15 protein-coding genes and 2 pseudogenes are annotated in these 16,049 nt (G+C 42.2%); all 17 read right to left on the bottom strand.

The window, feature by feature from the left end; all coding sequences use genetic code 11:
- Nucleotides 1-109: 109 nt before the first annotated feature.
- Nucleotides 110-3,037: a DUF6701 domain-containing protein gene (locus VOI46_RS02025; protein WP_232423956.1), complete on the bottom strand. Its 2,928-nt coding sequence runs from the start codon at nucleotides 3,035-3,037 to the stop codon at nucleotides 110-112.
- Between the two features lie 93 nt (nucleotides 3,038-3,130).
- Nucleotides 3,131-3,790 carry an H-type lectin domain-containing protein gene (locus VOI46_RS02020; protein ID WP_324738136.1) on the bottom strand — a complete coding sequence of 220 codons (660 nt, stop codon included), beginning with the start codon at nucleotides 3,788-3,790 and terminating at the stop codon, nucleotides 3,131-3,133.
- Nucleotides 3,791-3,846: 56 nt separating this feature from the next.
- On the bottom strand, nucleotides 3,847-4,161 hold the full coding sequence (locus VOI46_RS02015; RefSeq protein ID WP_232423954.1) for a hypothetical protein: 315 nt from the start codon (nucleotides 4,159-4,161) through the stop codon (nucleotides 3,847-3,849).
- 158 nt (nucleotides 4,162-4,319) lie between these two features.
- Entirely contained in the window at nucleotides 4,320-5,159 is an 840-nt protein-coding gene (locus tag VOI46_RS02010; protein WP_004585753.1) for a type II secretion system protein, read from the bottom strand.
- On the bottom strand, nucleotides 5,159-5,701 hold the full coding sequence (locus tag VOI46_RS02005; RefSeq protein ID WP_004585752.1) for a prepilin-type N-terminal cleavage/methylation domain-containing protein: 543 nt from the start codon (nucleotides 5,699-5,701) through the stop codon (nucleotides 5,159-5,161). Before VOI46_RS02005 ends, VOI46_RS02010 begins: the two co-directional genes overlap by 1 nt.
- The gene (locus tag VOI46_RS02000) at nucleotides 5,688-6,179 is read right to left on the bottom strand and encodes a prepilin-type N-terminal cleavage/methylation domain-containing protein (RefSeq protein WP_004585751.1); all 492 of its coding nucleotides are present in this window, start codon (nucleotides 6,177-6,179) and stop codon (nucleotides 5,688-5,690) included. The genes VOI46_RS02005 and VOI46_RS02000 overlap by 14 nt, the downstream gene beginning before the upstream one ends.
- An 8-nt stretch (nucleotides 6,180-6,187) precedes the next feature.
- A complete protein-coding gene (locus VOI46_RS01995; protein ID WP_004585750.1) occupies nucleotides 6,188-6,754 on the bottom strand; it encodes a prepilin-type N-terminal cleavage/methylation domain-containing protein in 567 nt (188 codons plus the stop codon).
- 22 nt (nucleotides 6,755-6,776) lie between these two features.
- Entirely contained in the window at nucleotides 6,777-7,361 is a 585-nt protein-coding gene (locus tag VOI46_RS01990) for a hypothetical protein (RefSeq protein ID WP_004585749.1), read from the bottom strand.
- A 5-nt stretch (nucleotides 7,362-7,366) separates the two neighbouring features.
- A pseudogene (locus VOI46_RS01985) lies at nucleotides 7,367-8,585 on the bottom strand (type II secretion system F family protein).
- Nucleotides 8,572-10,298, bottom strand: a pseudogene (locus tag VOI46_RS01980) (GspE/PulE family protein). Before VOI46_RS01980 ends, VOI46_RS01985 begins: the two co-directional pseudogenes overlap by 14 nt.
- Nucleotides 10,295-11,485 carry a hypothetical protein gene (locus VOI46_RS01975; protein WP_004585747.1) on the bottom strand — a complete coding sequence of 397 codons (1,191 nt, stop codon included), beginning with the start codon at nucleotides 11,483-11,485 and terminating at the stop codon, nucleotides 10,295-10,297. Before VOI46_RS01975 ends, VOI46_RS01980 begins: the two are co-directional and overlap by 4 nt.
- Entirely contained in the window at nucleotides 11,482-12,384 is a 903-nt protein-coding gene (locus tag VOI46_RS01970; protein WP_004585746.1) for an AAA family ATPase, read from the bottom strand. Before VOI46_RS01970 ends, VOI46_RS01975 begins: the two co-directional genes overlap by 4 nt.
- A gap of 2 nt (nucleotides 12,385-12,386) precedes the next feature.
- Nucleotides 12,387-14,045 carry a pilus (MSHA type) biogenesis protein MshL gene (gene mshL / locus VOI46_RS01965; protein WP_004585745.1) on the bottom strand — a complete coding sequence of 553 codons (1,659 nt, stop codon included), beginning with the start codon at nucleotides 14,043-14,045 and terminating at the stop codon, nucleotides 12,387-12,389.
- The gene (locus VOI46_RS01960) at nucleotides 14,029-14,352 is read right to left on the bottom strand and encodes a mannose-sensitive agglutinin biogenesis protein MshK (protein WP_004585744.1); all 324 of its coding nucleotides are present in this window, start codon (nucleotides 14,350-14,352) and stop codon (nucleotides 14,029-14,031) included. The genes mshL and VOI46_RS01960 overlap by 17 nt, the downstream gene beginning before the upstream one ends.
- Entirely contained in the window at nucleotides 14,330-15,010 is a 681-nt protein-coding gene (locus tag VOI46_RS01955) for a hypothetical protein (RefSeq protein ID WP_004585743.1), read from the bottom strand. Before VOI46_RS01955 ends, VOI46_RS01960 begins: the two co-directional genes overlap by 23 nt.
- Nucleotides 15,007-15,606, bottom strand: coding sequence for a PilN domain-containing protein (locus VOI46_RS01950; protein WP_004585742.1), 600 nt, complete (start codon nucleotides 15,604-15,606; stop codon nucleotides 15,007-15,009). The genes VOI46_RS01955 and VOI46_RS01950 overlap by 4 nt, the downstream gene beginning before the upstream one ends.
- Nucleotides 15,603-16,043 (bottom strand): hypothetical protein, encoded by a 441-nt coding sequence (locus VOI46_RS01945; RefSeq protein ID WP_232423953.1) that lies wholly within the window; start codon nucleotides 16,041-16,043, stop codon nucleotides 15,603-15,605. Before VOI46_RS01945 ends, VOI46_RS01950 begins: the two co-directional genes overlap by 4 nt.
- Between the last annotated feature and the right edge of the window lie 6 nt (nucleotides 16,044-16,049).

Raw genomic sequence — 16,049 nt, 5'->3', positions numbered from 1 at the left:
TGAAAGCTGAACATTTTTCAACCATCAAAAATCAATACACCCAATGCCTTATGCTATGTACTTGAAGCACAAAACACAAGCTTTGTTCAATTATTATCTTAGTTTACAACTATTCTCTTGTTTCACGCCAGTAAATAACCCGATCATTTCCTCTAAAGCGACCAAATTGCAAAATAGCATGGGGATCTTGCTGTGAATTATCACCAAGCCAATCCCACTTTAACCAATTTTCTGTTTCATATTCTAATGTAAATGTACCACTGCCATTTGGTGTTGCATAAATAGCATTGTTTGTAGGGTAGCTGCCTGCTTCTAATGAACCCGCTGCACCTGCACCATACTCATAGCTTAATATTGGCGTTGATGGCGATATTTGGGATAACTGCGGATGCTCAAATACACTGCAGTTATCTTCGGTATTTAATACAAAGCCTGTTCCATTAAAGTACTGAGCCTCCATAGGCACACGTAATGAGTCTAAATCTGAGCCGGCATTGTTGCCTAGCACTGTGCGTCCAAAGCGAAAGTCTATTGGCACATCATTTAAACGCACACTATTGCAATCAGTGCTGCAGCTTGCTTGCGTACTCGGCTCATCGTTAGCATCAATTAACGTAGCGCCTTCTGTATTAGTGACGGTGGCCATAAGATTAACCATAGTAAATGGGCCGTCGGGATTATTTATAGCCAAGCGCGTTAACATGGCAGTGCTGTCGCTCATTTGCCACTGTCCATCGGCTAGGGTGCTCCAACTATTACTGCTTATATTGGCTAACCTGCTGGTTAACGTTGTTGCTGGTACATAATTACCAGCTTGATTGTTTTCGGCATTTATTTGTACTTGGGCTTTTTCAAAGCCTTGTTTGTAATTAGCCATTAGCTGGTTGTTATGATTAAGCGCTTGTACCGTAAAACCAAGCTCAAATGGCTGATCTAAATAGGTTAAATTACTGCCTAACTGTGTACATTGCGCAGCAGCTTGAACACCTAATACTTGATAGTGTGATGGAGCAAACCGCCCTACGTTGTTTAGCTGCCCTTTTACATCGCCCACACCAAAATAATCGCCATCTTGTAAACCCGCAAATACGTTTATAATACCCACTTGGTCATAAGCGTACTGCGATATGGATTCACTCAAGCTTCCCGTATCTGTAAAGGCAAGGGTACTTAGCGCTTCAATTTGCCCCTCATTACCAGAGCTGGGTAATACTAAGCTATGTGTTACTAAAGGAGACTCGCTAATGAAGTGTTTTGCAATGGGATTACTATGAATAGCGCTATAGTTATCAGGTATCCCATCGTTGTTATTGTCTTGCCCTGCGCGCCACTGTACTGCATTCATTTTTAAATCAAATGACTCACCTGTTAATCTAAATAAACTATCGTTTGCTGTTTGGGCATAGCCGTCACTTGCAACTTGCATCGCTAATCCAAAGGGCTTAACTACATATTCGTTAGAGCTGCCGGTTAAGCTTACTGATAAATTAGTTACTGGGTCTAATACAATTGTTGCCCGTGCATTTAAACTTAATTTAGCGGCATCAGGGTAGTTAATAGCAATAGGGGCTTTTGAGTCTTGATCAAAGGTGAGCGAAAAAGTTTGATATGCTTGCTGCACGCTACAAGTATTCGCATTATTACTAAGTTGTATTGGATCTGAACACGCAGCGCCGGTACTGCAGGTATAAGCTAAATCTAAATCAACTTGACCACCGGCAGGGAATGCGGCTTCGCATACGCCTGTTGTGGTATTTGTTTTAACCGCTTGAATGGATAGCTCGGCGGCATTAAAACCTTCGCTAGAGGGTTTACCAGATAATTGAGTGGGGATACTCGCTTTATTGGCTGTGTCGTTATTAAAAATAAACCCTGCATCAGAAAAAACCACTTTGCACCCTCCCAGCCCTACGTTATTACCATTAATATAACAACGCAGCGGTGCAGATGGGTCGGCGGTATTATAACCAAGTGTAACGGTGCCTGTGGTACGCTTTGCAAGCGCTACGGTGGCAGAGCCTGTAAAGGTAATATTTTCACCGTTTACCCAGCTTTGCTGGCCACTGTTATCTGGAGACAGGTCAAGTGCGGAGGGCTCATCGTACAGTAAATCACATGCATCGTTTGCACAGGCGGTTAATGTCATTTCTTTTGCTTGGCAGGTTAAGCCTTGGTTATCACTTAATGATATGCGGTAGTGATCAAGCAAAACCGGCGTAAAAATACCGCAAAATCCAGGAATACTCTCTGGCACTGTTAACGCATCAAACGTAGAGCTGCCCTCGGTTATTACTTGTGTTGCAGCGGTTATAGAGCCCTGGTATGTGACATTTTGAGCAATTCTTACCTCCCCCGTTGCGACAATGTATGCAGCAATATTTGCATCGGCCGCAATGGCAACATCACCATCGACGTATATAGCTAAATACGCTCCTTCCTCAACCGCAATATTCGTTTTGCCTATGTTCAAAAATGCGCTAGAAATTAGCGACGATGTATCTTTTAAAAAAATACGGGTGGGCGCTGTTACCTTATACTCATCTTCCAATAAGTTAAGTGCTAGTTCGTCATAAAAATAATCGCCAGCTAACGATACAGGCACATCTCCGGTGGAGCTTCCATCGTTTGTGACCGTGGGTACTTGCGCAGCTTGATTTGGCTCAAGGGAGTTATACCCAGTGGCTACACAGCCTTGGCCATTACACAAAGGTGGGTTGGTGAGTGCAGTTGATATTAAATTAGTGGTGGTAATAAATTGTGCATTGCTATCGGTTATTTCCACACCTTGAACAAGCTGTACTTGTCCATCATTGTAGGTAGAAATAGCGCCAGGAAATAAAGTATCGCAATCTAAAATATCGCCATTAAATACAAACGTACTGGTCATGGCCAATATAGAGACTTCTTCTTTTACGTGGTTACGCTCTCTGTCGCCATCACGGTCTTCATCAACCACCAGCCCTAACCGATCCGCTCTTAAATTACAGCTGCGCAGCCACCCACCGTCTTCTTCAAGTCGGGAATTTTTACTTGCCACCACCAGCGGTGCTTCACTAAAGTTATTGTTAAAATTAAAGTAGTTACATCCATCATTCCAACCATCAACTTCGAACCCTGTAAAAAAGGTCTCTCAGGACACTTCTACCCCATTGTCATCGGTAAAGGTGCGATTACTGCCAGGCTCTACGGCCATGTAGGCCACCGTTTCAGTTTGAATAACACCTAATGCGGTTTCTGAGGCCTCTAACGCTATATTTACCCCGCTTGTAGATAAAGAACCACTTTGCACTGCAACGGTTAAAAAAGGCACAAGCGCTTGAGACGGCGGGTTACTATCTAAACTATTTAGTGTTTGTAACGAATGGAAAAAGTTAGGCCTTAAGGCAAATGGTTTATTAAAAGTCAGTGATTTGTAACCTTTAGGTGTGATGGGGGCAAACCCCGACTTATCACCGTATTGTAGCTCAAGGCGTAAGTCGGTGTTCCCGACTTCCATAATGGCCCCATCAGGAAATTCATGCACTCCATATTCTACCGCTAAATAGTGCGCGCCCATGGTTATATGCTCACCATCTTCTCCTGAGGGCTCAAGTGGCAATGCTTCAAACCCTGTGGTTGTTACATTGCGTATTCTCACTATAGCGGGGTTACCGCCTTGATTAGTGGACAACATAAATACCGCAGGAGGGGTTATGTATTGCTGCTGAAAATTTATTTTTGTCCATATGGGTGAAGTGTACGTGTCTTGTAGCTCTATAAATCGCCCTTCAATTTTAGGCGGTACAGCCATAGCGCATCGGCTTAGTAGCAAACTTATTAAACATAAAATACAGAGGGTATATTTGCTCATGGTAATGTTTTAGCCTCCACACTTAGAGTACGTTGGGTTTGCCAATATTCCTTTTGACATGCTGCACCGGCAGCACAATCATTGGCGGCGCACGTTGCAGAGCTTTGTAAGTAGTAAATATTAACGGTGCCAGAGCGGGTGCTGCTATCGGGTAAGGCTATGTATTCACTACAGCTCAGTTCAACTTTACAATTGGCTAGATAGAGGGTGCTAAAACTCGTACTGGTGGTTACTGCACTGCATGTTTGCGCAGTGCTACTTAGTGCAAAAATTTCGCTTAAGCCGGTTTCTAATCCGCTTTGGGCTGCCATGTAAGCGCGCGCCGTAATACTCAATGGTATTTTGCTGCGCCGCACCCGATAACACTTTAGAAAGCGCCAGCCCTAGTGCCAGCAAAGTGACAATGATCACCAACGTAATTATGAGCAAATTACCCTGCTGCTTTTTAGCAAAACTGATGTTTTTTATATTAGGGGACATTAGGCACATGCACCTCATGGCTAATACTTATTTGTTCGGTGTCGTTAAACCCCATTTGCGCAAACACATTAACAACCGCGCTGCGCTGTAGCGAAATCTCACTTAACGTAAAAAAGGCTCTGCTCGTTAAGTTATTGGCAATATAATTACTCATTAAATCGCGTTTAACGCCCGAGCTAACCTGTAAGCTGGCGGCGTTTAATTGGTTTGTAGTAAAGCCGTAGTTGCTATAGCGGTACAGTGAATTACCTTCTACACAAAAGCTAATTGGCTGATCTAATAAATAAAGGCGCTTACTCGGTGACTCTTGAGCAAATGCTTTGCTAAATTGCCATGTATCTAGCTCACTTGTAACGGCGCTGTAGCCGCTAACTTGTAGGCGCTTATTTTGACTTTCATCGTATATATCGCTGCTATTTAATGGATAAATACTTGCCCAATCGTTTATTTGTGGCTCAGTTAAATTATTAAGCGCAAAATTCACGGCGGTAATCTCAAAAGGGGCGCTAGTGGGTAAGTAATCGGTATAGTGAGTGGCAGATAAAAACGGCGTAAATTCTAAACATTGCTGCGTGCTACACGCTCCATTGCTGGCGTTATCACAATTTAAGCGCAGTGAGTTAGGGGTTGCATGGCGAAGCTCTTTACTTAATCGGGTTAAAACAAAGCGACTTTGCGCCACCGCTTCTTGGCGTTTCACACCTTGGCTGTAAATATTAAATCCAGCGCTAATAAACGAAAATGACGCTACGGCTAAAATGCCAATAATTACCATAACAAGTAATAGCTCAACTAAGGTAAAGCCACGCTTTTGCTTTGCTCTATTCATTAGTAATTACCTTTATATGCACTAAAGCCGTACACTTGCCCCAAGGGTGAGGTTACTTCAATGGTAATTCGTTTAAAGGCAACGCCATCGTTATTGGTTGCCTCGTTTAGGTCGCTGTCGTATTGCACGTTTACAGCCAGTGAAAAGTCGCTATATTGCGCTAATGTATTCCCTAAACTATCACTAATAGGCTGCCCTGTGAGCGCAATATAATCATCAACATCGTTAAAATCAGCCCGTGCTTCACCGCTATCAGCACCAAGCTCAGAATGAGTACTACAAGGCTGGGCTCCTAAGCTTGTTTCGGAACAGCGCCTAAATGGTGGCGTGCGCTCGCTATGTTCATCAAATGATTTAGCTAATATTTCGTTCATTAATGCTTGCCCAAGCTCTGAGGCCCTGAGTGCGACAATAGGCTTGGCACTTTGTTTTGCTTGAGGTGCTATAAGCGCTGTAATAATACTTAGCGCAATAGCAAACATTACAATGCCAATAATCAGCTCAATTAAGGTAAAACCTGATTGTATTTTAGGGGCAGGCATAAATAAGCCCTTCACCGCTAATGCACACCGCGGCTAGACCCAGGTCAATTTTACATTGTACTGAGCAATTTTGATCTACTCGCCCAAGTGGGTCAAAGTTAATTTGCGTAAACACATTAGCATTGCTATCTAAGGCATTAAATCGTACGTCGCTGCGCTCGGTATTGATAGCAACAACTAAATACTCGCTATTATTGGTACTTGGGCCGCCAGTACAGGTTTCTGGCTCCGGCCCCGCAACCAAGGTAGGTGAAATATACAGTTTATGGCAGCTGCTTGTTACAGTATTTTGCATCGCGCGTAATTGTACTGTGCGTAGGGCGTTTAATACCCTATCTCTGTATGAGTATGCTTGCTCTGTTGAACTTCCTAGCAACTTGGGCACTGCCGTTACCGACAGTATGCCCAAAATAACTAAAGTAATAATTAATTCAACCAGTGTGAAGCCACGCAATCGTTGATTACTACTGCTATTCATTTATGTAATTAACAGCCTTCTATAAAAAGCTCAACTTTAGGCGGCGTCACGTTCACTGGCTCAGTAGTCGCCGTTGCTTGAGTGTACTCAATACGACATTTGTCATCTGTAGTTGCATCCCCTGTTGCAGTATAGCTGTTTGGGTAAATAGTAACTTTTGGTACGGCACCAGCATCAGTAGTACCATTAGTACCATTAGACGTTTCTACAAGGTTAAAATCAGCTGTATCATCAGCTGCAAATTCAACATCTAAAAAAGCTTCAAAAGCTACTTCTGTCGCTGCGGGATAGCCATAAACTGTGGGGACGTCTGCACCACTATCTACAGAAACCGAAGCACCATCTTTTTTATGGGTACTTGCGATAATAGATTTACCATTTACGATATTCATACCACTGCGAATTGAGCCTTGTAGACCTTCGAGTGTAGAAGCGTTAGCATCACCCTGCAGGTTTAAAAAACGAGGGGCAGCGGTCACCGCTAAAATACCTAAAATTACAATTACAATTATTAGTTCGACAAGCGTAAAACCTGCTTGCTTATTCATTGGTTGTTTTAATGACTGCGTTTTCATAAGTAAGCCTCTTTATAATTACTTAGTTTTTAAAAATTTGCACTTTGCCAGTTGTTGGAAAGTACGAAAACCCTACTTTTTTAGCCATAACGGCGCCATCGGTAGGTAGGTTATTGGTGTTTAAATTATGAGTTAAATAATAAATACACTGGTTGTTTTTAGTGTTATAACGCACTAAATAACTCACCTTGGTTATTATAGAAACCTCGGTACTTAATGTGCTTGTAGGCGCATCTTGTAAAATTACACTTAATACTTTTTGGCATTGCAGTGCAGTCATTGCGCTGGCCCGCGTATCAGTATTAGTCGTTTTATCACCCGTTGGTGTGCCTCTCTCTCCATCGACACCAACAATCACACCTCCGTAATTAATATGTGTTGTATTATTAACGCCCTTTGGACGCCCCGATAATTCCCATTGACCTTTGACCATCAACACCGCAGAGGCAAACCCACCAGCAACCACATCCACACTCGCATTGTGTGCCTGATTTTTAATGCCTATGTATTGAGGTATAGCAAAAACCATAATAACTGCCAGTAAAACAACTACTAAAACAAGCTCAAATAACGAAAAACCTGTTGCACGAACACGACCGTTAGTCACAATAGCTACCCTTTAATAGCCGACATCATGTTCCACATTGGCATAAAAATACCGAGTGCTAAAATAAGCACCATAATGGCAACAAACACCGTCAAAATGGGCTCTATTTTTGCGGTTAAACTGCGTAAATCGTAATCGACTTCTCGTTCATAAAAATCAGCCGCTTCTTGTAATAACTCATCTACGCGACCGGTTTCTTCACCCACTGCCACCATTTGCAGTACCAACTGTGAAAATAGCTGGCTACTTCGCGAAGCCCGCAACAAACTGTCGCCTTTTTCGATATCTTGACGCATGGTGATAATGGCTTTTTCCATGTAGCTGTTATCAACTGCATGGGCCGTTAACGACAGCCCTGTCGTCATTGGGACGCCCGAGCGCAGCACCATGGCTAAACTTTGGCTATAACGGCCAAGTAAGGTGCGTTTTAAAATATCGCCTACAAATGGAATTTTGAGTTTGTGGTGATCCCACTTAAAGCGCCCAGCCGCCGTATTTAAATACCGACGCCATGCAACGACTCCCCCCACTAACATTAGCGCTAGCAGCCACCAATAATTGACAAAAAAATTACTGGTGCCAATGAGGATCTGGGTCATTAAAGGCAGCTCTGCATCAAACTTTTCGAACATGCTGGCAAAGGTTGGGATCACAAAAATATTTAATATGATCATCGCAACTAAAAGCGCCAAAATAACAAAAGTGGGGTAACGCATAGCGGCTTTTATGCGCTTACGAGTCTCTTGCTCTTTTTCAAAGTAAATAGCCAGCTGATAAAATGCATCTTCTAATCGTCCCGAGCCTTCTCCGACTTTAACCATAGAAATAGTTAAGCGGCTAAACACCTTGTTGTGTATAGCTAACGCACTAGATAATTCACGGCCTTGTTCGAGCTGGCGTGTTACTTCAAGCAACACACTTTTAAACTCTTTATTTTGCGTGGTATCAGCAAGCCCTATCATTGCCCTAATAATGGGGATCCCGGCTTTAAGTAAAGAGTACATTTGCCGTGAAAACATGATCATGTCATCAAGGGTTATTTTTTCGCTAAATAAGTTATCGAATAACTTTATATTGTTTTTTGTTTCAACTAACGAAATTGAAATAGGTATGTACTGGCGCTTTAATAAGCTATCGGCAACACCGGCCTCATTATTTTGCCTCAACACGCCCTTTAACCAGCGCACCTTTTGCGTCTTTGGCTTTGTAACTATAAAGCTGCATCGTCATCACCTACCACTTCAGGTACATATTCAGCCATTTTAAATACCTCATCTAACGAGGTAATGCCTTGCTTTGCATACGTTAAAGCCATATAAGAAAGCGGTGCAAAATTAGCGCTATTTTTAGCCGCTTCGGCAAAACGCTGCGTGTCGTTAATACGCAGGGCATCCATCATAGCGTCGTTCATTTCTAACAGCTCAAAAATCCCCACCCTGCCTTTGTAGCCGCTATGGCTACATGCTGTGCAGCCTTGGCCTCGCCAAAACTGTGTGCTGCTAATATCTTCGCCTAAATAGGTAAGCCAGCTTTGTTCTTGTTTATCTGGGTGATACGGTGTTTTACATTCATTGCAAATACGCCTAACTAAGCGCTGAGCAATAATAGCGCGTAGTGAGCTTGCAACTAGATAAGCGGGTGCTCCCATATCAATTAAGCGCATTGCGCTTGATATGGCATCGTTGGTATGTAAGGTAGAAAGTACTAAATGGCCTGTTAATGCAGCCCTTAGGCCTATATCAACGGTTTCTTGGTCACGCATTTCGCCAACCATAATAATATCGGGGTCTTGGCGTAACGTGGTTCTTAATACACTGGCAAAACTTAAGCCTATTTTGTTGTTTATTTGCACCTGGTTTACCCGTCCAATGCGGTATTCAACCGGATCTTCTACGGTAATAATTTTACTATCTTGTTGATTAAGCTCACTTAAAGCGCCATACAAGGTGGTCGTTTTTCCTGAACCGGTAGGCCCAGTCACTAACACCATGCCATGAGGGCGTTTTATAATGCTGCGCAGGCGTTTTAAAATATGCACCGGCATGCCCGTTTCATCTAACGATAAAAGCCCTGCAGATTGGTCGAGCAACCGCATCACAACTGACTCGCCATATTGCACTGGCATTGTCGATAAACGTACATCAATGCTGTGCGCGTGCACTTTTATATTAAAACGGCCGTCTTGCGGTAAACGCTTCTCCGATATATCTAACCCCGACATAAGCTTTAGCCTAAGTACTAAAGCAGAGGCTATTTTTACTTGGTTTAATGTGTGCTCTTGCAATACACCATCAACACGTTGGCGAATGCGTAATAGCCTTTCATCGGGTTCTATGTGGATATCTGAGGCACGTACTTGTACTGCATCTTCAAATATAGATTGCAGTAGTTTTACTACGGTGGCGTCAGAGGTTTCATCTGCTAAGGAATTAAGGTCAAACTCTTCTACGTCTTCGTATTCTTCGTGTAGCTTTTCAGCAAAGTTAGTAATCTCTTCTGTTCGGCGGTACACATTATCAAACGCTGCCATAAGCTGGCTTTCTTGCACAACAGCAAGCTCAATTCGCTTAGGGGCTAGCATTGGCGCTAACTGATCCAACGCTCTCAAATCAGCGGGGTCACTCATTCCGACTAACACAGAATCCCGTTATCTTCTATTACTAATGCTCGGTAGCGTCTGGCATAAACCTCTGAAAGTAATTTAGATACATCTGAAGATATTTTGCGCTGCGAAATATCTAAAAACGGTATTTGTAATTGTTGGGCTAAAAAGCGCAATAATTGCGGCTCACTTATAAACTCAAGCGCAATTAATGTAGCCCCTAACTTTCGCCCTGACGCAGCTTGCACATTAAGTGCTTCACTTAGCTGTGCTTCGGTGATCATTTGCTCATGAACGAGTAAGTACCCTAAACGCATTTTTAAACTGGGTCTCATACAGCCTCCTTCAATGCGACTAAGCGCTGTAGTGCATGTTGCGTCATTGCGGCATTTAAACCGCCTAAATCTAGGGCAACTTTATAAAGGTGCTTTGCATCAGCAAACTCCCCTAACGCATCTTTTGAAGTAGCTAACGCCAGCCACCATTTAGCCTGCTGAGGCTGAAGCTGTGTAAGCTGTGTAAAACTCGCAAGCGCTATTTGATGTTGCTGCGCATTTTGTGCTGCAGTGCCTTTTAATACCCAAAACTCCAAGTTTGCTTGCGGCTCAAGTTCGGCTATAAGCAGTTTAAGCACGCCTTCGTACTCTTGTTGCATAATTAAAATTTTACTGAGCATTACACGCCACTGCACAACCTCAGGGTTTATTTTTATGCCAGCAACTAATAACTGCTGAGCCATAAGTACATCTTGTTGCTGAAAATACGTTGCCGCGAGTAAATTACGCGCTTCTATATGCTCAGGTTGTGTTTGTAAAATAGCGGTTAAATCGTTAATCGCATCATCATATAAAGCAAATTCCAACGCTTGTTTAGCACGCTTTAATTGCAGTGCTATACGCTGGGCTTTGGTTTGCTTAACACTGGCAGTTTTTACTAATTTATTTTCAGCGGGCGGCTGCTCAGCCTGTGTAATGCTTTTTACTGGTGCACTGCTTTTTGCTTCAACTGGGGCATTTATTTCTGTGCTAGTGGCTACTTTAGCGTTTGCTTCTGTGGGGCTTGCTTTTTTGCTCAGTAGCGCGGCTTTGTCTGCAGCGTGTTGCTGTATTATTTCGTCTTTTGCCTGATCAGGCAATGCGTTATTGCTTTGTACCTGCCCCAGCTCTTTTTGCGTATCTGCATTAATATGAGCTGCTTTAGCGCCAGTGTTTTCTTCGCTTAATTGTTTTAAGGGCTTAATTACGGGGGTAATTTTAGCTTGGGCAATTTCAATCGGCTGGCTGTTATTATTAACCGCATATGCTTTTTCAGCCGTGTCGCTACTCGCTTGTGGTGCCTGTGCAAAAGGTAAATAAAGGTAGGCTGTAAAAATTAGTACAATCGCTAATAAAACACTCAGCACTTTAAATAATACATCGTGGTAGTCGCGTACAGGGGGAATAGCGACCCCGCCACTTTGCTGATTACGCTGTGCAGTTTGGCGCTGGTCGATATTTTTTAGCATGTTATTAATAACACTCATAACCATTGCCTCCATACCCACATAATTGCAATAACAAAAACACTAATAGCTAATAAGCTGTAAGCCCAGTAATGGTTAGCATGGTGCTTTTTGCAATCTTCGGTGTCTGCAATGGCAAGATGTATATGGCGCGGTGTTACTTTATTAAGGCCTTCACCGTATGCCTGCAGTAAAACTTTATGGCATAAAATATTGACCAAACGGGGAATTCCTCGACTCGCACGCGCTATTTTTAACCCTAAACGATTCGTAAATAGTGGTGGCTGATTAAAGCCTGCCACCTGTAAACGGTGATTAATATAATAAATAACTTCACCGGCGGTCATTGCACGCAATGAGTAGGAAAAGCTGATCCGCTGGCGTAGTTGCCTCACTTTACTATTAGCAAGTTTTTCATCTAATTCAGGTTGGCCAAATAGCACCACCTGAATAAGCTTTTCGGTTTCGGTTTCTAGGTTTGTAAATAACCGAAGCGCTTCAAGAGTATCCCAACTCAGGCACTGCGCTTCATCTATCAGTAGTACAACCCGTTCGTTATCTTCTTGCAGCTCTAGTAAGTAATGGTTTATTTGCTGACTTAACGATTGTTGATCTAGGCTTTTATCTACCTCCATGCCAAGTTCTACAGCAATAGCCCAACGTAATTCTTCAGGGCTTAAATAAGAATTAGGTAAATAAGCCACAAAGTAGTCTTCTTCAATTTGATTTAAAAGTTTTCTGCATAGTAAGGTTTTGCCTGTCCCTACTTCTCCTGTTACTTTTATAAATCCCTCCCCCATTTCTAGCGCTGTGGTAAGTACTTGCATCGCTTCGTGGTGCGGCTCAAGTACACAAAAAAACTCGGTGTTTGGGGTTAAGGTGAAAGGCATTTCACTTAAATTAAAAAAGCTCAAATACATAGTTAGTTCTCATACCATGTATTTAACAGCGCGCGGCTGTGAGCTTGTTGCTTTTTCCACATGTCGGGCATCACCACCGTTGGCTTGATTAAAATAACGAGCTCTTTTTTCTCTTGACGCTTACTAATACTTTTAAACAAATTACCTAATATTGGCACATCGCCCAAAATAGGTGTTTTCGATTCTTCATCTTCTGTGGTGGTTTGCATTAACCCACCAATTACGACTATTTCACCACTTTGAGCGCGGATCACCGTATCAGATTCACGAATATTGCTTTGTGCAAGCGGCAACTCAAAACGCTGATCATCTAATGTAATCACCTTGAGCTGCTCTTCTGTTTCAGTTACCGATGGGTGAACGTGCAAAATAACTGAGCCATATTTATCGATTTGTGGTGTGACATCTAAGGCAATTCCCGAAAAAAACGGAGTTAAATCTATTTCTGGTGACGTAGTCGTTGAAGTGCCCGTTACTGTTGTGCTCGAAACGTTAGTAACAAAGTACTCATCTTGCCCCACTTTAATCACGGCTTTTTGATTGTTTGTTGCAGTTACACGCGGGTTAGAAAGCATTTGCAGGTCGCCCTGCGTTTCAAGCAAACTAATTACGCCACTAAAGTCGCCTTTTTCAATCGTTAACGAGGAGCCCCCTCCTAAAGTAGCTGAAATAGAATTACCTATGCTGCCTGCTGTTGTTGCAAACGACACCCCACCTTCTAACCCTCTAGAAATCCGCTCCCAGTTAACCCCTTGTTGGTATTCATCTTTTAAGGTTATTTCGACAATTTTAGCCTCAAGAATAACTTGTCGCTGAAGGTTTTCTTGGCTTTGACGTAAAAAGTCTTTTAACTGGTTTATTTCACTTGGTAATGCATTAACCGTAACCAAGCTTGCCTGTGGGCTGGCAACCACATAACGACCATCGTTTGAACCAATAAGCGATTTAAGAGCAACTTCAAGCTCCTTCCAAAAGTCGTTTTGGTTAATTGTTTGGATGCGAGAGCCATTTAGCTCGGTATTTTGATTATCGCTGCCAAACTGATTATTTTGGCTCGAATTATTACTACTGTTTGAGCTTGAATTTGAACTTGAGTTGTTTTGTGAAAACTGGCTCACTCCACCAGCAACTACACTTACCGTTGATTGCCCATGGAGCTGCATCATTAAATAATTAACCGGTATAGTTTCTGTGCGCATGACCGCAGGTAACACCTGCACAATACGACCTTCTTGGACAATATCTAACGGGGACATGCGTTTAATAACAGCTATAACTTCTTCAAACGTGACGTTTTTTAAATTTAAAGAAATAACTCCGCTCACCTTTGGGTGTACTGCCACGCTGTATGGAGTATCAGCAGTTAATCCATTAAAAAATGAGCTTATTTCGACCTCTTTTGCGGCTACATCAAAACGCTTTACAGCTAACTCATTTTTTAAACTTTGCTCGCTATTAAGTGATGAAAGTAAGCTTTGTGTAAGCGCGCTACTCACCTTTACCGGGGCAACACTTTTAGCATTATTGCTTATAGGAGCAAGCTCTTGTGCTATGTGTGGCTGAATCTCTTTTCCGGGCTTAAAACTATGGCAAGCCGTTAAAAAAGGCGGTATTAAAATAAGCGCAAGCCATGGCTTTGTTATATTATTTTTTAATTTCATAGTCGTATAATTCTAATTTTATTTGCTTATCATCATTTGCTAACAACACTGAATTGGCGTTTATTGTTAGCACCCGAAATTCACCTATTACATCTCCTGGCTTATACACCTGCTTAGAAATAATCGCTTTGTATTGCTTTTCGGTTTTAATAATTGACTGTAACGACAGCGCTGTATTGCTAACTGCAGCGCCTTTTAGTATTGGTGCATTGCTTGGCTGAGTGGGGTCGCGCAGTATTTCAGCTGAACTAACAGAAAAAAAACACACGCAACACACACTCAAACTATAAAGCGATAAATTTTTCATTGGCACTCACCGTTGCTATTTGTAATGTTAACTCTGCATTTGGGTATGTTTGCACCTGATAGTTAAACTGCTGTATCAACAACTTTTGTTGGCTAGCTTTAAGGCCTTCTAAATACTGCTGTAAGCTAAAATAACGCCCCTGCAAAGTAACCACCATTTGATGTTCGAAAAACAAGGTTTGCGTATCGTGCTCACCGAGTTTTTCTACATCAATTGCTTTTGCTGGGTTTACTCTAAAGCCAACCACTTGCACATCGGGAGTATTTACTAATAAATCCTTTAATACAGCAGGTACTTTGTTTGCTGAAATAAAGCCTTGGCTAAACGTGCTTAACTTATTATTTATATCTTCTAGCTCGCGCTGGGTTTGCCCTACCTGATTTCTGAGTACTTTAGTGTAGTCATGCTCTAATGCCTGAGTAAGCATAGAGAGCTGTGCTTCATTTTGATTAAGTTTTTGCCACAATATATTTTGTTCCACGCGTAAACTATTTACTGCATCTTGCTGTGGAAACACCACAAACCATAAACCTAAATAAACAATAAGAAATAAGCCACCAAACAGTACAGAATACTTTTCCCGCTGCTGTAACGCCGCAAATTGTGCTTGGTATTTAACGAATAATGGCCAGCCTTTATTTTCATTTTGCTCATTCATTGTGTTACCTCACTTGAACTAAGCTCTGTAGCCACATTAAACTCGCTCACACCATCACTGCTCGACAGCTCCAGCACTGAAAACTCCTTCCCTTTAAAAAAGCTCGATTGCTTGAGATTAGCAAGCCAAATAGGTAAAAATTTAACTTGCTGAGTACGCCCTTTGAGCATTACTTTTTGGCCTTCAAATTTTATCCGATCAAGCCAAATTTGCGGTTCGTGGTACGCTGCCAAATCGCGCATCACATCGGCATAATCCGTTTTCGTGTGCATGGATGTGTTTTCTAAATAATCAAACACCTGCTGTTTATGCAAAATGTCTTGTTGCAGTACTTTTAGCTCATCTATCAAATGCGATTTATTTTGTTTATCAGCTAATCGCTGCTTTACCACGTTTAATTGCTGCTGCGTTTGCTTTAGATAAGCTTGGCTTTGTGTAAGTAATTGCTGGCTATTGTGCTCTTCGTATAAATAAAACAACCAAGTTAATGCAACCACTAGCAATGTACCTAGCCACAGCAACAGCATTCCTTTAAAGGGCACGGGGTCGCGCCTAACCCTAATGGCTTTTTGGTAAAAATTAATCCGTGTTTTCATAGCACTGAGTCCGGATCAGTTAATTGGTACGCTGCGCCTAATGCGTAATAAAAGCTGGGTTCGAGATCCTGTGCTAAATCTATATTAGGTTTAAAATCAACAACCTTTACTTGCAAAAATTCTGCAAGACCTGCCCTTAACGTCAAAGACGATAAATCATCGCAATGCAGCTGAATGCTTCTGATAGGAGGCTGTTTTAGTTGGCTTTCAAAAAAATCCATTGATCGTTGGATCTCAAGCCCTAAGGCTTCAACCAAACCGTGTGTGCGCTCTTTATCTGAAATGCCTAAAAACCCGTTTAAACGCCTAGCTAATAAAAGCTGACCATCACGAATAATTAAAATACGCGGCTCATGCCCTGCATGTTGCACTATAAGCATGTGCGCGCTTTTATCTTCGCCAAACAAGGTCACTAAAATCATTTCTTCCGAGGTCATTGCTCT

It is taken from the genome of Pseudoalteromonas sp. CuT4-3, assembly GCF_035666335.1.
Classification (GTDB): domain Bacteria; phylum Pseudomonadota; class Gammaproteobacteria; order Enterobacterales; family Alteromonadaceae; genus Pseudoalteromonas; species Pseudoalteromonas atlantica.
This window is presented reverse-complemented; position numbering and strand designations above follow the sequence as displayed.